Source organism: Rhodococcus sp. HNM0569, assembly GCF_012726205.1.
Taxonomy (GTDB): domain Bacteria; phylum Actinomycetota; class Actinomycetes; order Mycobacteriales; family Mycobacteriaceae; genus Rhodococcus_F.
On sequence record NZ_JAASAE010000004.1, the window covers coordinates 70,273 to 90,934 of the forward strand.

The 20,662-nt window shown below is 70.1% G+C and carries 23 protein-coding genes; 10 read left to right on the forward strand and 13 right to left on the reverse strand.

Annotation, left to right across the window (positions count from 1 at the left end):
- The 3 genes from purN to HCA44_RS07230 all read left to right on the forward strand — a co-directional run bounded on the left by purN (nt 1) and on the right by HCA44_RS07230 (nt 3,447).
- Nucleotides 1–639: a phosphoribosylglycinamide formyltransferase gene (purN, locus tag HCA44_RS07220; RefSeq protein ID WP_169648087.1), complete on the forward strand. Its 639-nt coding sequence runs from the start codon at nt 1–3 to the stop codon at nt 637–639.
- Entirely contained in the window at nt 632–2,185 is a 1,554-nt protein-coding gene (purH, locus tag HCA44_RS07225) for a bifunctional phosphoribosylaminoimidazolecarboxamide formyltransferase/IMP cyclohydrolase (RefSeq protein WP_169647873.1), read from the forward strand. Before purN ends, purH begins: the two co-directional genes overlap by 8 nt.
- Nucleotides 2,186–2,379: 194 nt before the next feature.
- Nucleotides 2,380–3,447: an N-acetylmuramoyl-L-alanine amidase gene (locus HCA44_RS07230; RefSeq protein ID WP_169647874.1), complete on the forward strand. Its 1,068-nt coding sequence runs from the start codon at nt 2,380–2,382 to the stop codon at nt 3,445–3,447.
- Here the strand turns inward: HCA44_RS07230 and HCA44_RS07235 are convergent.
- Nucleotides 3,444–4,412, reverse strand: a complete 969-nt coding sequence (locus HCA44_RS07235; protein ID WP_169647875.1) for an alpha/beta hydrolase — start codon at nt 4,410–4,412, stop codon at nt 3,444–3,446. The two genes, HCA44_RS07230 and HCA44_RS07235, sit on opposite strands and share 4 nt — an antisense overlap.
- A 112-nt stretch (nt 4,413–4,524) precedes the next feature.
- Here HCA44_RS07235 and HCA44_RS07240 point away from each other — a divergent pair, with 112 nt between their 5' ends.
- The 3 genes from HCA44_RS07240 (at nt 4,525) to HCA44_RS07250 (ending at nt 9,018) form a co-directional block, all read left to right on the forward strand.
- Nucleotides 4,525–5,919 (forward strand): ATP-binding protein, encoded by a 1,395-nt coding sequence (locus HCA44_RS07240; RefSeq protein WP_169648089.1) that lies wholly within the window; start codon nt 4,525–4,527, stop codon nt 5,917–5,919.
- On the forward strand, nt 5,919–7,856 hold the full coding sequence (locus HCA44_RS07245) for a VWA domain-containing protein (protein ID WP_169647876.1): 1,938 nt from the start codon (nt 5,919–5,921) through the stop codon (nt 7,854–7,856). Before HCA44_RS07240 ends, HCA44_RS07245 begins: the two co-directional genes overlap by 1 nt.
- 121 nt (nt 7,857–7,977) lie before the next feature.
- Complete coding sequence (locus HCA44_RS07250) at nt 7,978–9,018, forward strand: type IV toxin-antitoxin system AbiEi family antitoxin domain-containing protein (protein ID WP_169647877.1); 1,041 nt, start codon at nt 7,978–7,980, stop codon at nt 9,016–9,018.
- 13 nt (nt 9,019–9,031) lie between these two features.
- Here HCA44_RS07250 and HCA44_RS07255 read toward each other — a convergent pair whose 3' ends face one another.
- The 7 genes from HCA44_RS07255 to rpmB all read right to left on the reverse strand — a co-directional run bounded on the left by HCA44_RS07255 (nt 9,032) and on the right by rpmB (nt 13,135).
- On the reverse strand, nt 9,032–9,484 hold the full coding sequence (locus HCA44_RS07255) for a hypothetical protein (RefSeq protein ID WP_169647878.1): 453 nt from the start codon (nt 9,482–9,484) through the stop codon (nt 9,032–9,034).
- An 18-nt stretch (nt 9,485–9,502) separates the two neighbouring features.
- Complete coding sequence (locus HCA44_RS07260) at nt 9,503–10,429, reverse strand: AEC family transporter (RefSeq protein WP_169647879.1); 927 nt, start codon at nt 10,427–10,429, stop codon at nt 9,503–9,505.
- A gap of 99 nt (nt 10,430–10,528) precedes the next feature.
- The gene (locus HCA44_RS07265) at nt 10,529–11,995 is read right to left on the reverse strand and encodes an FAD-dependent oxidoreductase (protein ID WP_169647880.1); all 1,467 of its coding nucleotides are present in this window, start codon (nt 11,993–11,995) and stop codon (nt 10,529–10,531) included.
- 161 nt (nt 11,996–12,156) lie between these two features.
- Entirely contained in the window at nt 12,157–12,408 is a 252-nt protein-coding gene (gene rpsR / locus HCA44_RS07270) for a 30S ribosomal protein S18 (RefSeq protein WP_169647881.1), read from the reverse strand.
- Between the two features lie 15 nt (nt 12,409–12,423).
- Nucleotides 12,424–12,729, reverse strand: a complete 306-nt coding sequence (gene rpsN / locus HCA44_RS07275; RefSeq protein WP_169647882.1) for a 30S ribosomal protein S14 — start codon at nt 12,727–12,729, stop codon at nt 12,424–12,426.
- 3 nt (nt 12,730–12,732) lie between these two features.
- Complete coding sequence (rpmG, locus tag HCA44_RS07280) at nt 12,733–12,897, reverse strand: 50S ribosomal protein L33 (protein ID WP_169647883.1); 165 nt, start codon at nt 12,895–12,897, stop codon at nt 12,733–12,735.
- 1 nt (nt 12,898) lies between these two features.
- Nucleotides 12,899–13,135 (reverse strand): 50S ribosomal protein L28, encoded by a 237-nt coding sequence (rpmB, locus tag HCA44_RS07285; protein ID WP_169647884.1) that lies wholly within the window; start codon nt 13,133–13,135, stop codon nt 12,899–12,901.
- Nucleotides 13,136–13,271: 136 nt separating this feature from the next.
- On the opposite strand from rpmB, the gene HCA44_RS07290 reads away from it, so the two are divergent.
- The 3 genes from HCA44_RS07290 to rpmF are packed head-to-tail and all read left to right on the forward strand — an operon-like array spanning nt 13,272 to nt 14,978.
- Nucleotides 13,272–14,546 carry a GTP-binding protein gene (locus HCA44_RS07290; protein ID WP_169647885.1) on the forward strand — a complete coding sequence of 425 codons (1,275 nt, stop codon included), beginning with the start codon at nt 13,272–13,274 and terminating at the stop codon, nt 14,544–14,546.
- Nucleotides 14,543–14,803, forward strand: a complete 261-nt coding sequence (locus HCA44_RS07295) for a type B 50S ribosomal protein L31 (RefSeq protein WP_169647886.1) — start codon at nt 14,543–14,545, stop codon at nt 14,801–14,803. The genes HCA44_RS07290 and HCA44_RS07295 overlap by 4 nt, the downstream gene beginning before the upstream one ends.
- A 1-nt stretch (nt 14,804) precedes the next feature.
- On the forward strand, nt 14,805–14,978 hold the full coding sequence (gene rpmF, locus HCA44_RS07300; RefSeq protein ID WP_169647887.1) for a 50S ribosomal protein L32: 174 nt from the start codon (nt 14,805–14,807) through the stop codon (nt 14,976–14,978).
- 1 nt (nt 14,979) lies between these two features.
- On the opposite strand, the gene HCA44_RS07305 is transcribed toward rpmF, so the two are convergent.
- On the reverse strand, nt 14,980–15,696 hold the full coding sequence (locus HCA44_RS07305) for a TetR/AcrR family transcriptional regulator C-terminal domain-containing protein (RefSeq protein WP_169647888.1): 717 nt from the start codon (nt 15,694–15,696) through the stop codon (nt 14,980–14,982).
- A 68-nt stretch (nt 15,697–15,764) separates the two neighbouring features.
- Here HCA44_RS07305 and HCA44_RS07310 point away from each other — a divergent pair, with 68 nt between their 5' ends.
- A complete protein-coding gene (locus HCA44_RS07310; RefSeq protein ID WP_169647889.1) occupies nt 15,765–16,142 on the forward strand; it encodes a VOC family protein in 378 nt (125 codons plus the stop codon).
- A gap of 3 nt (nt 16,143–16,145) precedes the next feature.
- Here HCA44_RS07310 and HCA44_RS07315 read toward each other — a convergent pair whose 3' ends face one another.
- The 4 genes from HCA44_RS07315 to HCA44_RS07330 are packed head-to-tail and all read right to left on the reverse strand — an operon-like array spanning nt 16,146 to nt 20,564.
- Nucleotides 16,146–16,796 (reverse strand): hypothetical protein, encoded by a 651-nt coding sequence (locus tag HCA44_RS07315; protein ID WP_169647890.1) that lies wholly within the window; start codon nt 16,794–16,796, stop codon nt 16,146–16,148.
- Nucleotides 16,797–16,798: 2 nt separating this feature from the next.
- Nucleotides 16,799–17,335, reverse strand: a complete 537-nt coding sequence (locus tag HCA44_RS07320) for a TetR/AcrR family transcriptional regulator (protein WP_169648090.1) — start codon at nt 17,333–17,335, stop codon at nt 16,799–16,801.
- 26 nt (nt 17,336–17,361) lie between these two features.
- The gene (locus tag HCA44_RS07325) at nt 17,362–19,059 is read right to left on the reverse strand and encodes a GMC family oxidoreductase (protein WP_169647891.1); all 1,698 of its coding nucleotides are present in this window, start codon (nt 19,057–19,059) and stop codon (nt 17,362–17,364) included.
- Nucleotides 19,056–20,564 carry an NAD(P)/FAD-dependent oxidoreductase gene (locus HCA44_RS07330; RefSeq protein WP_169647892.1) on the reverse strand — a complete coding sequence of 503 codons (1,509 nt, stop codon included), beginning with the start codon at nt 20,562–20,564 and terminating at the stop codon, nt 19,056–19,058. The genes HCA44_RS07325 and HCA44_RS07330 overlap by 4 nt, the downstream gene beginning before the upstream one ends.
- Nucleotides 20,565–20,662: the final 98 nt, after the last annotated feature.

Consider the following 20,662-nt stretch of genomic DNA (forward strand, 5'->3'; position numbering starts at 1 on the left):
CTGACCACCTCGCGTGACAACCTCCGTCGGCAGGGTCCGGCGCGTGTCGTAGTACTCGCGTCGGGCACGGGCAGCCTTCTCCAGTCGCTGCTGGCAGCCGCCGAATCCGACTATCCTGCGCGCATCGTCGGAGTCGTCGTCGACCGCGACTGCACGGCCGCCGACCGCGCCGCCGCCGCCGGCATCGACTGCACGCGCGTGCTCCTGCGCGACTACGACGACCGCGCCGCGTGGGACGACGCGCTCACCGCGGTCACCGCGTCGTACGACCCCGATCTCGTCGTCACGGCCGGCTTCATGAAGATCCTCGGCCCGGCTTTCCTGGCGCGTTTCGGCGGCAGCGTGATCAACAGCCATCCCGCGCTGTTGCCGGCGTTCCCGGGCGCCCACGCCGTGCCCGACGCCCTCGCCTACGGTGTCAAGGTGACCGGATGCACGGTCCACCTCGTCGACGACGGCGTCGACACCGGCCCGATCCTGGCGCAGGAGGCCGTCGCGGTGCACGCCGACGACGACGAGGCAGCGCTGCACGAGCGCATCAAGACCGTGGAGCGACGGCTGCTGGCGGACACCGTCGCCGCCGTCGCCACCCGTGGAGTTCTGACCGATGGACGAAAGGCCGTGATCCCCAGTGAGTGACCGCAAGGCAGTGCGCCGCGCGCTCGTGAGCGTGTACGACAAGACCGGACTGGTCGAACTGGCCACCGGCCTGCACGACGCGGGTATCGAGATCGTGTCGACCGGTTCGACCGCGTCGAAGATCGCGGACGCGGGCATCCCGGTCACGCCGGTCGAGCAGCTCACCGGATTCCCCGAGTGCCTCGAAGGCCGCGTCAAGACACTGCACCCGCGGGTGCACGCGGGCGTGCTCGCCGACACCCGCAAGCCCGAACACCTCAGCCAGCTCGACGATCTCGGTATCCAGACCTTCGAGCTCGTCGTGGTCAACCTCTACCCGTTCGCCGAGACCGTCGCGTCGGGCGCCGCCCCCGACGCGGTCGTCGAACAGATCGACATCGGCGGCCCGTCGATGGTGCGCGCTGCCGCGAAGAACCATCCCTCGGTTGCGGTCGTCGTCGATCCCGCGCGCTACTCCGACGTGCTCGCCGCCGTCGCCTCGGGCGGTTTCACGTTTGCGGAGCGCACCGCGCTCGCGGCACAGGCGTTCCAGCACACCGCGACCTACGACGTCGCGGTCGCGACGTGGATGACGTCGACGCTCGTGGAGACGGACACGCGCTTCCCGTCGTGGACCGGCGCGACGTGGCAGCGGTCGTCGCAGCTGCGGTACGGCGAGAATCCGCACCAGAGTGCCGCGCTCTACGTCGACGCGGCGGGGCAGCCGGGTCTCGCCCAGGCGGAACAGTTGCACGGCAAGGAGATGTCGTACAACAACTACACCGACGGCGACGCCGCGTGGCGCGCCGCGCACGACTTCGCCGAGCCCGCAGTCGCGATCATCAAGCACGCCAACCCGTGCGGCATCGCGGTCGGCAGCGACATCGCCGATGCACACCGCAAGGCGCACGCGACCGACCCGGTGAGTGCCTACGGTGGCGTCATCGCGGCCAACCGTGAGGTCACGGTCGAGATGGCCGAGCAGGTCGCCGAGGTGTTCACCGAGGTGATCATCGCGCCGTCCTATGCTGACGGTGCGCTGGGAGTTCTGCAGCGCAAGAAGAACATCCGCGTCCTGCTCGCTGCTGCGCCGTCCGCGGCCGGCCTCGAGACCAAGCAGGTGTCGGGTGGTCTGCTCGTGCAGGACCGCGACGTCGTCGACGCCGAAGGCGACGATCCCGCGAACTGGACGCTCGCGAGCGGCGAGGCCGTCGACGCCGACACCCTCCGTGATCTCGAATTCGCTTGGCGCGCGTGCCGTTCGGTGAAGTCGAACGCGATCCTGCTCGCGCACGACGGTGCCGCGGTCGGCGTCGGCATGGGGCAGGTCAACCGCGTCGACTCGGCGCACCTCGCGGTCAACCGCGCGGGCGAGCGCGCCGCCGGTTCGGTGGGCGCGTCGGATGCCTTCTTCCCGTTCCCGGACGGCTTCCAGGTGCTCGCGTCGGCGGGCGTCAAGGCGGTCGTGCAGCCCGGCGGATCGGTGCGCGACAACGAGGTGATCGAGGCCGCGAAGGACGCGGGCGTCACGATGTACTTCACGGGTGCACGCCACTTCGCGCACTGACGACAGAACAACCGCACACGCGACTGCGCTCCGGACGATCCGTCCGGAGCGCAGTCGCGTGTTGTGGAGTGTCACGACCCGGACACGACATTCACAACCTCTACTAGAGGTTGAGGGTTGGTGTTACCGTGGCCGGAGTGACCCGTGTTCTGGAAGGAGAGTGGCGGACACCGGGGGGAGCCGTCCAATCGCGTATGAGCCGAAACGTGTTGAAGGCGAGCGTGTGTGCGGTTGCGCTGGGCGCCGCGGTACTCACCCCCACGCAGGCCGCCGCCGAGCCCGAGCAGCCCACCGGCAACGAACTCGCCGGTCGCACCGTGTTCCTCGACCCCGGTCACCAGGGTTCCGCCGACGGACACGACCTCGCGAAGCAGGTTCCCGACGGCCGGGGCGGCACCAAAGACTGCCAGACCACCGGGATGACGACGCTCGGCGGCGTACCCGAACACACCATCGCGTGGAATGTGTCGCAGCTGGTCAAGAGCGCGCTCGAAGGCCTCGGCGCGAAGGTCGAACTGAGCCGTCCGGACGACACCGGCTGGGGCGGTTGCATCGACGAACGGGCTGCCGCCGCCAATGCCTCGGGCGCCGACCTCGCCGTCAGCATCCATGCCGATTCCACCGCTGCCGCGGAGGACGCCGACAAGAGCGGCTTCCACATGATCGTGCCGCAGCTCCCGTTGCCCGACGCGGCCGCCGACAAGGCGCAGGCGGGGGTCGGTCTCGAGGCGTCGAAGGCGATGCGCGACGCGTACGTCAGCCGCGGATTCACGCCCGCGAACTATGCGGGAGTCACCGACGGGCTTCAGACCCGCGCCGACATCGCGGGCCCGGCGCGCACCCACGTTCCGCTCGTGTTCGTCGAGATGGGCAACGGCGCCAATCCCGCCGACGCGGCGAAGCTGGAGAGCAACGAGGGCCAGCTCGACCACGCGGTCGCGATCATCACCGGCGCCGTCACGCAGCTGCTCGGCGCACCCGCTCCCGACGCGGCACCGCAGGCGACGACGCCGGCCCCTGCAGGCGACGCAGCACCCGCGCCCGATCAATCGACGCCAACGGCGCCGGATCTCCTCGGTGACGAGGACTCGCCGTCCACGGCGGTCGAAGCGATCGTTGCGCAGGCACTCACGATCCTCACCCAGATGCTCGAGTCGGGCGGCCTGTCCGGTCTGCAGGACCTCATGAACGACGAGACCATGGGCCTGGCATCGGATCTCGCGGCGACGCTGCTGTCGACCCTGCAGGAGAACGCCGGTTAGCGTGCCGCGTCGAGCCACGCCCCGAAAGGCTCGGCGAACTCGGCCGAGTACGGCAGGGCGAGCGTGTAGTCGCTGCCCGTCGACGCCGCGTCGCCGAGATCCTTGAGGACGTGGTTGGCGCTCTGCATCCGGATCGACGTGAGCGCGGTGTGTGCGAGGGCGTCGTCGAGCGCGGCGACGTCGGCGACAGACACCTGGATGTCCTTGGCCGAGCAGCTGGTCACGACGGGCATGCCGCCGGGCAGGCGCTGGGCGAGCGCGCGCGGATCGAGTGCGTCCTCTTCGGCGAGCGCCTTCGCGTTGGCGGCGACCAGGCCCGCGTTCTGCAGCGGTTCGGGCAGCCCGTCGGGGATCGTGCCGTCGGTGCGCAGCGACTCGACGGTGCCCGCGAGCGCGACGCGCAGCTCGTCGGCCACCTCGGTGGGGAGCTGGCCCGCGGCCGTGACCGCCGACAGCTGCGCGTCGATCTGGTTCGTCAGCAGGTCGAGCAGACGCACCGCGAGAGGTTCGAGCAGGCCGACACCGCGCACCCGGTCGCCGCGCTCGGACACCGCGAGGTCGAGCGCCGTGAGCCCGCCGTCGCTGTGGCCGATGACGAGGACGCGTGTCGCGTCGACCTCGGGCCGGGCGGCGAGCAGGTCGAGCGCATCCGACGCCGGCTCGACGAACGCGGCCGTGAAGCCGAGTTCGGCGATGTCGTCGACGTCGTACGGTCCGAGGCCCGTGAGGCCGCTGCCGAGCTTGTCGTAGCGCAGGCTCGCATAGCCGTGCTGTTCCAGGACGTCGGCCAGGAAACGCAGCGTGCCGATATCGCCGTCGAGCAGTGCGCTGTCTCCGTTGCGGTCGGTGGGGCCGCTGCCCGCGAGGATCAGCGCGGCGGGCACCGGGCCGCTCGCGTCGGGCAGCCGCAGGCTTCCGTAGTGGGTGACGGCGCCGCTGTCGAAGGTGATCTCGGTGTCAGGCATGCACCTTGTCTACCAGGGACGTCCGAGGCCGTGCGCCGCCGCGTCGATTCGCGCGGGGCGTAACTCGACCCGTGCCATTCGCGCGAAACGCTCGTAGCGTGGAGTGGTGACGATTACGCAGGACACTTCTTCGCAAGAACGGCCGTCGACTCTCGGGGAACTGCGTGCATCCGGCCACGCGCAGCGCTCCGTGAAGGACGAGATCCGCGCCAACCTCCTCGATGCGCTCCGGGAGGGGCGCGACCCGTGGCCGGGAATCAAAGGTTTCGACGACACCGTGGCGCCGCAGTTCGAGCGTGCCCTCATCGCGGGGCACGACATCGTGCTGCTCGGCGAACGTGGCCAGGGCAAGACCCGGCTGTTGCGCACGCTGCCGCTGCTGCTCGACGAGTGGACGCCGGTCATCGCGGGCTCCGAACTGGGCGAGCACCCGTACGAACCGGTCGCGCCCGAGTCGAAGCGGCGCGCCGCCGAGCTGGGTGACGACCTGCCGATCGAGTGGCGGCACCGGAGCGAGCGGTATTCGGAGAAGCTCGCGACACCCGACACGTCGGTTGCGGACCTCGTGGGCGATGTGGACCCGGTCAAGGTCGCGGAAGGCCGCAGCCTCGGCGACCCCGAGACGATCCACTTCGGGCTCGTGCCCCGCGCGCACCGCGGGGTCGTCGCGATCAACGAGCTGCCCGATCTCGCCGAACGCATCCAGGTCGCGCTGCTCAACGTGATGGAAGAACGCGACATCCAGGTGCGCGGCTACACGCTGCGGCTGCCGATCGACGTCCTGCTGGTCGCGAGCGCGAACCCCGAGGACTACACCAACCGCGGTCGCATCATCACGCCGCTCAAGGACCGGTTCGGCGCCGAGATCCGCACGCACTACCCGCTCGACCTCGCCGACGAGGTCGCCGTCGTCGAGCAGGAAGCGCATCTAGACGCGGTCGTGCCGGGCTATCTGCTCGAGATCCTGTCGCGGTTCACGCGGCTGCTGCGCGAGTCGTCGTCCGTCGATCAGCGTTCCGGGGTGTCGGCGCGGTTCGCGATCGCGGCAGCCGAGACGGTGAGCGCGTCGGCAGTGCACCGCGCCGCGGTGCTCGGCGAGGACGAGCCGGTGGCGCGGCCGGTCGACCTCGACACCGTGATCGACGTCCTGCGCGGCAAGGTCGAATTCGAGTCGGGCGAAGAAGGGCGCGAACTCGAGGTTCTCGGACACCTGTTGCGTCGTGCAACGGCCGAGACGGTGCGCGATCGGCTCGGCGGCATCGACTTCGCGCCGCTCGTCGACGCGGTCGAGCACGGCGATCCCGTCGTGACGGGCGAGCGCGTCACCGCGAAGGCGCTGCTCGCGGAACTGCCGGACCTGCCGATCGTGTCGGACGTCGCCGAGCGGCTCGGTGCCGGGACGGACGGCGAACGCGCGGCAGCGCTCGAACTCGCCCTCGAAGGGCTCTACCTCGCTCGGCGTATCTCGAAGGACGCCGATTCCGAGGGGGGAACGGTGTATTCGTGATGGCGCGCAACTCGAAGTACGGCCCGTATCAGGGTGGTGATCCGCTCGCGCCGCCCGTCGACCTGCGTGAGGCGCTGTCGGAGATCGGCGAGGACGTCCTCGCCGGCACGTCGCCGCGGCAGGCACTACGGGAGTTGCTGCGCCGCGGCGGACGCGACATGCGCGGGCTCGACGATCTCGCTGCGCAGGCCAACCGCCGACGTCAGGAGCTGCTGCGACGCAACAATCTGACCGGCACACTCGACGAGGTGCGCGAGATCCTCGACCGCGCGGTGCTCGAGGAACGCAAGACGCTCGCGCGGGCGCTCGACGACGACGCTCGATTCGCCGAGATGCAGATCGCGGAACTGTCGCCGTCGACGGCGAAGGCGGTCGAAGAACTCGCGGACTACCAGTGGCGCAGTCAGGCCGCACGCGAGGAGTACGACAAGATCCGCGACCTGCTCGGCCGGGAGGTTCTCGACCAGCGCTTCGAAGGCATGAAGCAGGCTCTCGAAGGCGCAACCGACGAAGACCGCCAACGTATCCGGGACATGCTCGCGTCGCTCAACGACCTGCTCGAGGCCCACGCGCGGGGCGAGGACACCCGCGAACAGTTCGAGCAGTTCATGGACGAATACGGCGACTACTTCCCGGAGCGGCCGCAGAACGTGGACGAGTTGCTCGACGCCCTGGCCTCCCGCGCCGCCGCGGCGCAGCGCCTGCGCAACTCGCTGTCGCAGGAGCAGCGCGACGAACTCGACGCGCTCGCACAGCAGGCCTTCGGCGACCCGTCGTTGACGGGTGAGCTCGACCGGCTCGACCGGATGCTGCAGGCCGCCCGGCCGGGAGAGGACTGGTCCGGGTCGCAGGAGTTCCGCGGCGACCAGGGAATGGGCCTCGGCGAGGGGACGGCGGCGCTGCAGGACGTCGCCGAACTCGAGTCGCTCGCCGACCAGCTGTCGCAGCAGTACAACGGGGCACAACTCGACGACATCGACCCCGAACTGCTCGAGCGGCAACTGGGCCCCGACGCGACGGCCGACCTGCGGACCCTCGCGGATCTCGAACGCGCACTGCGCGAACAGGGTTTCTTCGATCGGGCGCCGGACGGTCAGTGGCGGCTCACCCCCAAGGCGATGCGTCAGCTCGGACAGACGGCGTTGCGCGACATCGCCGACCGCATCTCGGCGCGCGGCGGCGAGCGCGACACGCGCCGCGCAGGCGCGATGGGCGAACAGACCGGCGCCACGCGCGAGTGGGTGTTCGGCGACACCGAGCCGTGGGACGTCACGCGCACGGTCACGAACGCGATCCTCCGCTCGCCCGGCCGAATGCCCGTGCGGCTCACCGTCGACGACGTCGAGGTGCGCGAAACCGAACAGCGCACACAGGCTGCCGTCGCGCTGCTCGTCGACACGTCGTTCTCGATGGTGATGGAGGGCCGGTGGGTGCCGATGAAGCGCACCGCGCTCGCGCTCAACCACCTGGTGTCCACCCGATTCCGCAGCGACGAGTTGCAGCTCGTCTCGTTCGGGCGGCACGCACAGGTGGTGACGGCGGGCGAGCTCGCGGGCCTCGACGGTGCCTGGGACCAGGGCACCAATCTGCACCATGCATTGCTGCTCGCGGAACGGCATCTGCGCAGGCACCCGAACGCGACGCCCGTCGTGATGATCGTGACCGACGGCGAACCGACCGCGCACCTCGAATCGGACGGCTATGCGTTCTTCGACTATCCGCCCAGCCCGCGCACTCTCGGGCTCACGGTGCGCGGGCTCGACAGCCTCGCGCGGTTCGGGGCGCAGATCACGTTCTTCCGGCTCGGCGACGATCCCGGCCTCGCGCGAGTGGTCGACACGCTCGCGCGTCGCGTCGACGGACGCGTCGTGGCACCGGATCTCGACGGGCTCGGTGCGGCCGTCGTGAGCGACTACGTGCGCCGCCGCCGCTCGTGAGCACTTAGCGAGTCTGGGCACGCTCTTTTCACGCACAGGGGCTGTGCACAAACTCTCGCGGCTGGGGACAACTCGCCTGGACTCCTGCATTGGTGTCGGTCGGGCGCTCGACGCTGCACGCATGAAACCGACATGGTTCGAGGTGGTCAAGGCAACTGCGCAGCGTCAGCAGGGGCTGATCGGGCATGCGCAACTCGCCGCGCTCGGGATCGCGCGCTCGCAGGTGCGGCATCGAGTGGAATCCGGACAGTGGCAGGCGGTGCTGCATGGCGTGTACAGCGTGTTCACCGGGCCGCTCTCTCGCGCACAGCAACTCGAAGCGGCGTTGCTGTTCGGCAGCAACGGCGCACTCGTCAGCCACGCCACGGCTGCGGAAATATGGGGATGGCGTCCGGTCGACCCGACGGCGCCCGTCCACGTCACCGTCCCGTACGGGAGGTCGGCGCAGAGCCAGCCGCCGACGCACACGACGCGTCGTATCGCGCAGCAGAGCCTGGGCCACGTCGAGGACACGGTCGTACATCCGGGGGTGCGCGTCCACCGTTCGCGCGCCCACAACTACCTCGGCGTCGACGCGGCGCTGCCGCTCACCTCGCGTGTCGACACGATTCTCGACGTCGCGGTCGACGCGGACACCCCACATGCCGCTCATGCGACCGTGATCGAGTTGTCCGGCGCGGCCGGTGTCACGGTGCACCGGCTGCAGGCACGGGTTCTCGAACGTAGGCCGAGACGCTACAACGCGGCGATCGACGCGGCGATCGCGTCGCTCGCGGGAGGTGTGCAGTCGGTACTCGAGCATCGGTATGCCGAGGGCGTCGAGCGTGCGCACGGCCTGCCGAGTGCACGCCGTCAGGCGCCCGTGCGCGTCGACGGCAGGACGCTGTTCGAGGACGTCGACTATTCGGCGACCGGTGTGCCGCTCATCGTGCGTCTCGACGGCCGGGCCACGCATGCGGCCGCGGAGGTCGCGTTCCGTGATCGGCGGCGGGACAACGCAGCCGAACTGGCGGGACGTCCCCGGCTCGTGTACGGCTATCGCGAGGTGGTCGACGACGCGTGCGGGGTGGCCGACGAGGTGGAGGTGGTCTTGCGGCGCGGAGGCTGGATTCGGACGACGGTGAGTCCGTGCCCGCGCTGTGCGTGGAAAAGGCGTGCATAGACTCGCGAAGTGCTCACGAGCCGGAGACGACCTCGCGGTTGCCGAGCGGTGCCGACAGCGGGACGTCGAGCGTGCCGAACACCGCGACGAGGATGCACATCTTGTCGGCGGTCTCGGGCAGCGTGCCGGTGTGGATCGACACGGTGACGGTGGTGTCGGTTTCCTCGACGGTCGCGTACGCGCCGTAGCACTCGGGCGTACCCGTCACGAAATGCACTGCGAGCGTGTTCTCGTCGATCTTCGACCACGACTCGAACGGGGTGACCCGCGCATCGACGATGTCGGGGCGCGGCTGGAACGGTGTGCCGAAGTCCTGGTCGGGGTTCTCGGTGGGCGCAGCGGTACCGGGCTCGTTCGAATTCGACGCAACCGGGCCGGGCATGGACGGCGACGGATCGTCCGACGACGGGGAGCTACATGCCGCGATCGCGACCAACGACAGCAGGGCGAGAGAGAAGGCACGCATAGAACACGGTAACGCGCATCACGCCAGGAGCGCCGCCACGAGGGCGATCGTCGGGATCGACGCGAGCGTCGTGACGAAGGCCGAATCGCGTGCGAGTACCGTGCCGCGACCGTACCGGCTCGCGTAGACGAATACGTTCTGTGCGGTCGGCAGCGCCGCGACGACGACGATCGCGAACAACTCGTGCCCGTCGAGCCCGAGCAGCCAGCGTGCCATCGCGTACGCCAGGATCGGCTGCACGACGATCTTGAGGACCGACGCGAGCGCGACATCGCGCCGGGGGCTCGCCCCGCGTTCGAGCACCCGCACGCCGTACAGCGACATGCCGAACGCGAGCAGTGCGCCGGGCACGGACGCGCCGCCGAGCAGTGCGAACGGCTGCAGCACCGCCTCCGGCAGGTGGATACCGCTGACCGCGACGGCGAGGCCCGCCGCGCCCGCGAGCACCATCGGGTTCTTCAGCGGCGTCAGGATCGTCTCGAGGCGTGACGCCCCGCTGCGGAGCGTCGTGATGTCGAGGATGCTCAGCGCGAGCGGCGAGTACACGACGATCTGGAACAGCAGCAGCGGTGCCACGAACGACGCGTCGCCGAGCACGAACACCGCGATCGGAATGCCGAGGTTCGCCGAGTTGACGTACGACGCCGACAGCGCACCGATCACGAGTTCGGGCAGCGGCCGTCGCAGCCACAGTTTCGCGCACGCGACGTACAGGGCGCCCGCCGCGAATGCCGTCGCCGACGCGACCGCGAGGGTGGGGGAGAAGACCACCGACAGGTCCGACCTCGCGAGGGTGTCGAACAGCAGCGCAGGCGTCGCGACGAAGAACACGAGCCGGCCCAGGACGATCTCGCCCTCGAGCCCGAGGGTCTGTCGTCGTGCGAGGACGTAACCCACCGCGATGATGACGAAGATGACGGTGAATCCCGCTGCAACACCCGACAACTACGCCACTCGACCCTTCGATACTGCCTCGACCTGCTCAGGTTCGAGCGGTACGCGGGTCGAATTCTATTCGAGTGCCGTACACGGGGCGTGTGCAGGCTACTGGTCGGCGGCCGCGACTCCCGCGCGACGGCCGAAGTACGTGCCGTCGCCGAGCGACGTGCCGCTGACATAGCCCCACGCGTGCAGCCCGGACGTCGCGCGGCCCGCCGCGAACAGGCCCGGGATGGGCGCGCCGTCGAGGTCGAGCACGTGGCCGTCGACGGTCGTGCGCAGACCACCGATCGTGAACACCGCCGCGCCGCCGTCGGCACCACCGTCCTCGGGCGGCGTCATGCCGCGCCGGACGTCGATCGCCGCGAACGGCGGCTCGAGCGGGCGCAGCCATCTCGCGGCCTTGTGGAAGTACGGGTCCTCGCCGTTCGCGGCATGCCGGTTGTATTCGCCCACGGTGGTCTCGAGGGCGCCCTCCGGCATGCCGATCTGCTGTTCGAGTTCCGCGAGCGTCTCGGCGACGACATGCGGCTGGACGCCCCACCGCTCGTTCTCGGGTACCTCTTCGTAGGCCTTCTCGTCGAGGATCACCCACACTCGCAGCTTCTGCCCGTACAACGCGGCCTGCCCGACGAGCCCGGGGTAGACGTCCTCGTTGAGGAATCGCTGGCCGACATGGTTGACGATCATGCCGCGCACCATCATGCCCGGCACGAGCGAGATGCCGACCTGCCCTGCGGACATGTGGCGGACGGCGGCACGGACGGCCTGGGCCATGAGGATTCCGCGACCGTCGTCGCTGCCGTCGCTGTTGACACCGAGGCCGACGAGCTGCGGCGCGTGCTCGGCGACCATGTCGGAGTTGTCCGCGAACCCGCCTGTCGTGAGGACGACGGCGCCCGCGCGGTAGTAGTGGTCGGTGCCGTACCGACGGCCGACGGCGCCCACGACCCGCTCGCCGTCGACGATCAGCCGCGTCGCATAGGTGTCGGTGTGCACGTCGGCGGGGGTGTGGGACACGGCGTCGATCAGCTTCGCCATCAGTACCTTGCCGCCGAAGCCCTCGGAGGTGACGCGATGCCCGCGCGGTGCCGGGCGCGCGATCTCGGTGTACGGCCACGCGTTCTCGCCGAGCCACATCAGCCCGTCGTCGGTGGGCGGCACCCAGGTCGGCGAGTCCCACAACGACGGCTTGAACGGCACTCCGTGTTCGACGAGCCACCGGTAGTGGTCGAGGCTTTCACGTGCGTACAGGCCGACCTTCTCTGCGTCGGCGTCCGGCCCGAGCGCTGCCAGGAGGTAGGCCTCCATGTCGTCGGCCGAATCCTCGAACCCGCATGCCGCCTGGACCGGGGTGCCGCCGCCGAGGTACATCTCTCCGCCGGAGAGCGCCGACGATCCGCCGCCTCCGCTCGCGCGTTCGAGGATCGTCACGTCGCGTCCGGCCGCCGTCGCCTCGAGTGCCGCCGCGGCTCCCGCGCATCCGTAGCCGACCACCAGGACGTCCGTTTCGGTGTCGAACGCCTCGACCTCGCGCACGTCGAGGGGTGCCACCGGGGTTGCCCTTCTCATCCGACCTCCGCTCGTGGGGTCCGCCGGACGTTACGAGCGTGCGGGCCGTCGGACGAGGGGTCCGTCCACGGAGCGGAACTCGCGTCCGGGACGGACCGACCGGACGACGAAGGCCGGGTACGAGCATCAGCTCGTACCCGGCCTTCGGGGTGCGGGTGGACCTACCGGCTCGTGAAGGGCAGCAGGGCCATCTCGCGGGCGTTCTTGACGGCGACGGCGACCTGACGCTGCTGCTGCGGCGTGAGGCCCGTGACGCGACGGCTGCGGATCTTGCCGCGGTCGGAGATGAACGTGCGGAGCAGGTTCACATCCTTGTAGTCGACGTGCTCGATCTTGGCCGCGAACAGCGGGTTCTTCTTGGGCTTGCGGCCCTCGACGGGGCGCGGCTTCTTCGATGATCTCTTGACTGCCATCCGTTGCTCCCTCTACTACCAGCTCGACTTGTGGACGCCTGGCAGCTCTCCACGGTGAGCCATTTCGCGCACACGCACGCGGGACAGGCCGAACTTGCGGAGGTGGCCGCGCGGACGTCCATCCGCAGCGTCTCGATTACGCAATCGTACCGGACTGGCATCTCGGGGTAGTCGCCCGAGGGCGGCTTGCGCGGCCTCGCGCTCGTCGGGCGGCGTGGAGGGCTTGCGGACGAGTTCCTTGAGCTCGGCGCGGCGGGCGGCGTAGCGGGCGACGATCTGCTTGCGCTGCTCGTTCTTCGCGATCTTGGACTTCTTGGCCACAGGCTATTTCTCCTCGCGGAAGTCGACGTGGCGTCGCACGACGGGGTCGTACTTCTTGATCACCAGGCGGTCGGGATCGTTGCGCCGGTTCTTGCGCGTGACGTACGTGTACCCGGTGCCTGCGGTCGACTTGAGTTTGACGATCGGGCGAATGTCGTTACGGGGCATGTCAGAGCTTCTCTCCCCGTGCCCTCATGCGTGCGACGACGGCGTCGATGCCGTCGCGGTCGATGGTCTTGATGTCTTTGGCCGAGACGGTGAGCGTGAGGCGTCGTCCTTCGCTGGGCACGTAGTAGGCCTTCTTCTGGATGTTCGGGTCCCACCGCCTGCCGGTGCGGCGGTGCGAGTGGGAGACGGCATTGCCGAAGCCCGGCGTGCGTCCCGTGACCTGGCAGCGTGCTGACACCAGTGTCTCCTTTCGGTCGTCGGGTGCGTGGCCGTTCCCCGCACTCCATAACGATAATCGTTTTCGACAAACGGTTGCGAGGACTGTAACGTCTGTCCCGCCGTATTGAAAATCGTTACCAACTGGGAGGGTGGCTGTGGCTGTCGCACCGGACACGCGCACGCCCGTCGTACTGGTCTGTGGCCGACGTGGGGACACCGCGGGCGCCGCGCGCTCGCTGCAGGCGGAGGGCACGGCCGTCGTGCATCACGACCTGAGCCTCGTCGGCGAGGGCGTCGTCGCGCGCAGCGTCACGACCGTCGAGGACGGCGTGCCCGTCACGCGGTCCGGAATCGTCGAACTCGCACACGCGTGCGTCTCGTGCACGCTGCGCGAAGACCTGTTGCCGCTGCTGCGTCGCCTCGCGCAGCGCGACGGCATCGACCGGATCGTCGTCGAGCTCGATCCGATGCTCGAACCCGAGCCGGTGTGCTGGGCGATCCGCGAGGTCGTGGTGGCGGGGCTCGTCGGCGCCGTGGACGCACCCGCCGCGCACGACGTGCGCATCGAGGCCGTGCTCGCGTGCGTCGACGCCGAGACCTGGCTCGCGGACGCGCTGGGCGACGAGCCGGCCGCGGACGCGGTCGAGGAGGAAGGGCTCGTCGACGAGCGCACCGTGGCGCAGATCGTGGTCGGGCAGGTGTCGGTCGCCGACGCGATCCTGGTCACCGGGTCCGCGGGCGACGGCTGGGAACAGGCCCGTCTGTACGCGGTGCTCGCGCGGCTCGCGCCCGGCGCCCCGGTCGCCTGGGGCTCGGCGGCGTCGACGCCCACGCTCGTTGCGGCCGTGCCGCCCACCGCACTGCGCGGCGCGGCGACGACGGCGTTCTCGCCGCTGCTGCGGGGGCAACCGCCGCTCGACGACGACCTCGGCGTGTCCCTCGTCGAGTTCGAGGCGCGGCGTCCGTTCCATCCCGGGCGGCTGCACGACGCGCTCGACGTCCTGTTCGACGGCGTCGTGACGGCGCGGGGCCGGCTGTGGATCGCGACCCAGCCCGGCACGGCGCTGTGGCTCGAATCGGCAGGCGGCGGATTGCGCGTCGGCGACGGAGGGCCGTGGATGGCGGCGCTGTCGCCGGACGAGCAGGACGCCCTCGACGCCGAGCGGCGTGCGCACGCCGCACTGCACTGGGCCGACCCGTACGGCGACCGGCACAACGCACTCGTGGTGCTGGTGTGCGGCGCCGACCCCGACGACGTGCGCGGCGCGCTGCACGCGGCGCTCGTCACCGACGCAGAGTTCGCCGACCCCGCGCAGTGGGCCGACTGGAACGACCCGTTCGGCTCGTTCCACGAGGACCCGTGCGAGCCCGGCCTGTCCGACGCCGAGCCCCGAGTGGCCGCCCGTCCCGACGATCAGGAGAACCGATGAAACCGAATCTGCACCCGGACTACCACCCCGTCGTGTTCCGCGACGCGAACACCGGCACGTCCTTCCTCACCCGCTCGACCGTCCAGAGCGACCGCACGACCGAGTGGGACGACGGCAGCACCTATCCACTCGTCGTGGTCGACGTGTCGAGCGATTCGCACCCCTTCTGGACGGGGACGCAGCGACGCGTCGACACCGCAGGCCGGGTCGAGAAGTTCGAGCGCCGCTACGGCAAGCGCACCCGGAAGGAGGTGTGAGATGGCGGTTCCCAAGCGCCGGATGTCGAGGTCGAACACCCGATCGCGTCGATCCCAGTGGAAGGCAACGGTTCCCGATCTCGTCGACGTGACGGTCGGTGGCGTGCGCTACCGCGTGCCACGCCGCCTCGTCCGCGCGGTGCGGCTCGGTGTCGTCGACCCCGACGACCTGTAGGTCACGGCGTGGCGAGCGGCTCGAGTGCGTCGAGGACGCGTCCCAGTCCGAACCGCCACGCATGGCTCGCGCTGTACGCCGCGTTCATGTCGGCACCCGCGGCGCCGCCGACTCGCTGCGCCAGCGGGTGGGCGTCGCCGAGGTAGGCGGCCAGACGCGGTGCGGTGCGCGCCCATTCGCCTGCCATGCCGACGGACTGCCCGTCGGCGAGTGCCGCGCGGGCCGACCCGCGGGCGAAGTCGAGCACGAAGGTGAGCGCGCCGTCCCGATCGAGGTCGGAGAGGGCCATCGCGTCGAATGCGTGCAGTTCGCGGTCGTACTTCGCGATCGTGCCCGGCCCGAATGCGAGCCGCTGGTCGACGATGTCGAGCAGCCAGCCGTGCCGCGTGTGCAGTGCCAGGTTGTCCTGGGCGACCGTGCGCACGCGGTCGCGCCAGCTCTCGCTCGGGTACCCGGACGGCGTGTGCGCGCGGTGCACGTCGTCGGCCATGAGCACGAGCAGGTCGTCGCGAGGGCCGACATGCCCGTACAGCGTCATCGCGGACACGCCCAGTTCGTGGGCGAGGCGGCGCGTCGTGACGGCGCCGAGCCCCTCGGCGTCCGCGACGGCGACGGCCGCGCGGACGGCGCCGTCCGTCGACGTCTTGGCCGGACGGCCGCGCGGCGAGCGTCGTGGCGCCGCGGGGTGCCCGCGCCAGAGCAGGTCGATCAGATCCATTCTCGCGTCCTCGTCGGTGTCATTTCTGTACAGTGTATGGAAATGATCGTGATTCGTCTGGAGGAACCATGAAGATCTCGTCTGCCGCCCTGTCGCTCAACGTCGCCGACGTCGACGCGTCGGCGACCTTCGCGCAGCGGCATTTCGGCTTCGACGTCGCGATGGCCGACGACGGCTTCGTGTCGTTGCACCACCCGGACCTCGCCGTGAACGTCGTGTTCCTGCGCACCGGGCTCGAGTCGTTCAAACCCGCGTCGATCGCCGGTCCGGCGGGCCAGGGCATGCTCGTCGCGTTCGTGGTCGACGACGTGGACGCCGAGTTCGCACGCGTGCGAGACGGCGGCGCACAGGTCGTCACCGAACCCGAGACCGAGCCGTGGGGCGAACGTTACTGCCAGTTCGCCGACCCCAACGGCATCGTGTGGCAACTCGTGCAGTGGGTGTGACCGCTACGTCCGCCCCGGTCCGGTGCGCATCCGCCCGCGGGTGATCGTGATGCCGTGGTGGGTGCTGGGTACGAGCCACTCGCCGAGCGTCGGGCCCACCGGCTCGACACGTACGCGCGCGGGCCGGGAGGTGCCGGCAAGGCGTGCGGACGCGCGCAGCCACGGTGCGCTGTCGTCGGCACCCGGCTGAGCGAAGCCGAGCGCACCCGCGATCGGCAGCGTCGGCCCGTACGGCGCCGCATCCGTGCGCACCGACCAGCCTTCGCCCTCGGTGAGCGAGTCGCCGGTCACGTCGCCGCCGAAGTGCGCGAGCACCTTCGGGAGCCGCCAGTGTGTGCGGCCACCGTGCACCGACGTCGCCGAATCGACGGCGATGAACGGGATCTGCATGCGCGGCACCACGCCCACGCCCCGCCGCGGTACGCGCAGTACCGGGCTCGCGAGGATCTCCCGGTACGGCCCGACCGGCGAGTCGAGATAGTCGACGACCATCGCCACCGTGATCGGAATCGTACGGCCCGGCAGCGCATGTCGACGTGCAGCGTCGTTCGCGCGATGCCACCACAGTGTCGCGTGCACCGACGCGGGCCACGGCGGAGGCGGGCTCTGTGGCCAGTCGGCGCGGGTGTCGGCGGATTCGGAAACGGCCCACATGATCAGATTCCTTCGGGGTTCTCGAGCACGATCGCTTCCCACGCGGGGACGAGTCGCGCGCGCAGCGCGGCCTCGCTCGCGTCGTCGCGGAAGATGCGCGACAGCGCGAGCCCGCGGGCGAGTTCGACACTCAGTTCCATGGCCTCGGGCGTCATGCGTTCGCCGAACACCTCGAGGCAGCCCGCCCGCAGCGCGTCCGAGATCTTCTGTTCGAGCGGCACCATCGCCGCGCGCAATGCCGGATCGGTGCGCGCGGCGACCCACAGCTCGAGCGACGCGTCGAACAGCGGGCCGGAGAACGCGTCGACGAGGATGTCGATCCCCGCGTCGTGGGCGTGCTTGCGGCCGAGCAATTCGTGCAGCCGACGGTCGACGAGACGGCTCACCGCGGCGACCACGAGCGACTCGCGAGTCGGGAAGTGGTGCAGCTGTGCGCCTCTCGACACGCCTGCGCGCCGCGACACCTCCTGCGTCGTGGTGCCGGAATAGCCGTGTTCGACGAGAGTGTCGATGGTCGCGTCGAGGATCAACGTGCGCATGCGGGTGCTGCGCTCGCTCTGCGTGCTCACGCGGTGCCCGCTTCCGGCACGCTCACTCGCAGGGCGCCCGGCGCGTGGGCGGGCACCGCGGGTGCGCGCGGGGGCACCGCGGCGACCGTGCGGTAGGCGTCGCCGAGCGCGGGCCGCGGATCGGCGTCGCCGGCATTGGGCCACAGTGCGGCCGCGCGCTCGGCCTGTGCGGTGATGGTGAGCGAGGGGTTGACGCCGAGGTTCGCCGACACGGTCGACCCGTCGACGACGTGCAGACCGGGGTGGCCGAACACCCGGTGGTACCCGTCGACGACGCCGTCGTCGGCGGTGCGCCCCATGCGGCACCCGCCGAGGAAGTGCGCGGTCATCGGGATGTCGAAGACGTCGGCGATCGAGCCGCCCGGTTCGCCGCCGATGCGGTCGGCGATCGCGCGCACGGCGCGGTGCCCCGCCGGAATCCACGTGGGCGGCGCGTCGCCGGTACCGCGGTGCGTGCGCAGCGACGTGCCGAACAGTGAACGGCGCACCGACAGTTCGAGTGAATTGTCGAGCGTCTGCATCACGAGCGCGATGATCGTGCGCTCGGACCAGCGGCGCACCGACAGCGACCGCGCGAAGCGCACCGGATGCCGGGCCGCGGCGCCGAGCGCCGCGGCGGGCCGTGGCATCCTGCCGTCGCCGTCGACCAGCACGGTCTGCAGCAGACCGATCAGGTTGCTTCCCTTGCCGTATCGGACGGATTCGATGTGCGTGTGCGGATCGGGATGGAAGGACGACGTGATCGCGACGCCGCGCGAGTAGTCGGTGTCGGTGACGCGCGGCGCGGTGGCTGCGACCACGGCCTCCGAGTTGGTGCGCACCGCCGTGCCGAGCCGTGGTGACAGCGACGGCAGGTGGCCGTTGCGGCGCATCGCCAGCAACAGCTTGTTGGTGCCGTACGTGCCGCCCGCGAACACGACGTGATCGGCGGACCACTCCCGTCGTCCGCGCCACGACCCGGTGCGATGACTCGCCACGACGTATCCGCCGCCGGGGGCGGGGCGCACGTCGTGCGCGGTGGCGCGGGCGACGACGCGGGCGCCCGCCTGTTCGGCGAGGTACAGATAGTTCTTCACGAGCGTGTTCTTCGCGCCGACGCGACATCCCGTCATGCACGACCCGCACTGCGTGCAACCGGTGCGGCGGGGGCCCGCGCCACCGAAGAACGGATCGGCCACCTCGACGCCGGGTTCGCCGAAGAACACGCCGACGGGAGTCGCGACGAAGCTGTCGCGCGCACCCATCGTGTCGGCGACCGCTTCCATGACAGGGTCCGCGGGGGAACTGTCGGGGTAGGTCGTGACGCCGAGCATGCGGCTCGCCTGGTCGTAGTACGGCGCGAGTTCGCCTCCCCAGTCCGTGATCGACGCCCAGTGCGGGTCGTCGAAGAATTCGCGCGGCGGCCGGTACAGCGTGTTGGCGTAGTTGAGGGACCCGCCGCCCACGCCCGCGCCCGCCATCACCAGTACGTGCCGGAGCGGGTGGATGCGTTGGACACCGAAACAGCCCAGCAGCGGCGCCCACACGTAACGACGGACGCGCCAGCTGGTTTCGGGAAGCTCGTCGTCCTCGAAGCGCCGCCCGGCCTCGAGCACCGTGACGCGATAGCCCTTCTCCGTGAGCCGCAGCGCGGTGACCGATCCGCCGAATCCGGAACCGATGACGACGACGTCGCGGCCGTCCCCGCGGGTCATGCCGAGTTCCGCTCGCTCGAGGCGACGTCCCGCGTGAACGCGTAGTCGGCGGGATCGAAGCGCCGCATCATCGCGCGATAGCTCCATGTGAACTTGGGCCACATCACCGAGTTCCGGCCGGACGCGTCGATGTACCAGCTCGAGCATCCGCCCGAGTTCCACACGCTGCGTTCGAGTTCGCTGTCCATCTCGGCGCGGTAGCGGTGCTCGGCGAGTTCGGTGACGTCGCACGACGCGATGCCGCGGGTGCGCATGTGATCCAGCATCGACGCGAGATAGCGGGCCTGTGCTTCGAGCATCAGCACGATCGAGCTGTGCCCCAGATTCGTGTTGGGGCCGTACATGAGCAGCAGATTCGGGAAACCGTGCACCGACACGCCGCGGTACGCGCTGGGCGAATGGTTCCAGTGCTGCGCGAGGGTGCGCCCGTCGCGCCCGACGATGCGGTGTGCGACGGGCGGTTCGGTGGGTGTGAAGCCCGTGGCGAACACGATGGTGTCGACGGGATGTTCGACGCCGTCCGCGTCGATCGCGCCGCGATCGGTGATCTCGCGGAGGCTGCCGGTGAGCGTCGTGTTCTCGTGTTGCAGTGCCGGGAACCAGGTGTTGCTCAGGAGAATCCGTTTGCAGCCGATCGAGTAGTCCGGAGTGAGCCGCCTGCGCAGCGCGGCGTCGCGCACCTGACGGCGCATGTGCCTCTTCGCGACGAAGGTCGCGATCGGCAACAGTGCCGGCTTGCGTGCCATCAGCACGACATAACCCTCGCGGTACAGGTAGACGAGTCCGCGGGTGATGCGGTGGGTGAACGGAAGCCTGCGGTAGAGCGCGCGTTCGAGTCGCCCGATCGTGCGGTCGACGCGCGGCACGACCCACGCGGGGGTGCGCTGGAAGACCGTGACGTGCTCGACACGGTCGACGATCTCGGGCACGAACTGGATCGCCGACGCTCCGGTGCCGATCGTCGCGACGCGCTTGCCGGTCAGGTCGTGGTCGTGATTCCAGTGCGCGCTGTGGAACACGGTGCCCGTGAACCGGTCGAGGCCGGGGACGTCGGGCAACTCGGGTGTCGACAGCGCTCCGGTCGCGGACACCAGGACCGAGCATTCGACGGTGCCCTGCGTGGTGGTGACCGTCCAGCGTGCGCGTGCGTCGTCCCAGCGCGCGTCGGTGAGTTCGCAGTCGAACGTGAACGGGGCGTCCGTGGCGGCGGCGACGCCGTCGAGATAGCGCCGTAGCTCGGGCTGACGGCCGTACGAGTGCCGCCAGTCCGGCTCGTCCGCGGACGACAGCGAGTACAGCGAGGTCGGGACGTCGCACGCGCAGCCCGGGTAGGTGTTGTCGCGCCACACGCCGCCCGCGGACGAGCCGCGTTCGACGACGTGGACCGAGAGTTCGGGATGCGTGCGCCGCACCTCGTGCGCGGCGGCCAGCCCGCCGAATCCTGCGCCCACGACGAGCACGTCGACGGAGGAGGGGAGTGGTGTGACACGAGTCGTCGTTGCCATGTGATGTGACGCTAGTCGCATATTTGCAGTCAGTCCAGACTGTTTTTCGCCCGGTGTTCGACGGCGCCCGGAAGCTCCCGCGGAGCTGCGAGAACGGC

Coding starts and splice junctions, on each gene's coding strand:
- HCA44_RS07230 (WP_169647874.1), top strand. CDS start 2,380: ATGAGCCGAAACGTGTTGAAGGCGAGCGTGTGTGCGGTTGCGCTGGGC.
- HCA44_RS07235 (WP_169647875.1), bottom strand. CDS start 4,412: ATGCCTGACACCGAGATCACCTTCGACAGCGGCGCCGTCACCCACTAC.
- HCA44_RS07245 (WP_169647876.1), top strand. CDS start 5,919: ATGGCGCGCAACTCGAAGTACGGCCCGTATCAGGGTGGTGATCCGCTC.
- HCA44_RS07250 (WP_169647877.1), top strand. CDS start 7,978: ATGAAACCGACATGGTTCGAGGTGGTCAAGGCAACTGCGCAGCGTCAG.
- HCA44_RS07255 (WP_169647878.1), bottom strand. CDS start 9,484: ATGCGTGCCTTCTCTCTCGCCCTGCTGTCGTTGGTCGCGATCGCGGCA.
- HCA44_RS07265 (WP_169647880.1), bottom strand. CDS start 11,995: ATGAGAAGGGCAACCCCGGTGGCACCCCTCGACGTGCGCGAGGTCGAG.
- rpsR (WP_169647881.1), bottom strand. CDS start 12,408: ATGGCAGTCAAGAGATCATCGAAGAAGCCGCGCCCCGTCGAGGGCCGC.
- rpmG (WP_169647883.1), bottom strand. CDS start 12,897: ATGCCCCGTAACGACATTCGCCCGATCGTCAAACTCAAGTCGACCGCA.
- HCA44_RS07295 (WP_169647886.1), top strand. CDS start 14,543: ATGAAACCGAATCTGCACCCGGACTACCACCCCGTCGTGTTCCGCGAC.
- rpmF (WP_169647887.1), top strand. CDS start 14,805: ATGGCGGTTCCCAAGCGCCGGATGTCGAGGTCGAACACCCGATCGCGT.
- HCA44_RS07305 (WP_169647888.1), bottom strand. CDS start 15,696: ATGGATCTGATCGACCTGCTCTGGCGCGGGCACCCCGCGGCGCCACGA.
- HCA44_RS07310 (WP_169647889.1), top strand. CDS start 15,765: ATGAAGATCTCGTCTGCCGCCCTGTCGCTCAACGTCGCCGACGTCGAC.
- HCA44_RS07315 (WP_169647890.1), bottom strand. CDS start 16,796: ATGTGGGCCGTTTCCGAATCCGCCGACACCCGCGCCGACTGGCCACAG.
- HCA44_RS07320 (WP_169648090.1), bottom strand. CDS start 17,335: ATGCGCACGTTGATCCTCGACGCGACCATCGACACTCTCGTCGAACAC.
- HCA44_RS07325 (WP_169647891.1), bottom strand. CDS start 19,059: ATGACCCGCGGGGACGGCCGCGACGTCGTCGTCATCGGTTCCGGATTC.
- HCA44_RS07330 (WP_169647892.1), bottom strand. CDS start 20,564: ATGGCAACGACGACTCGTGTCACACCACTCCCCTCCTCCGTCGACGTG.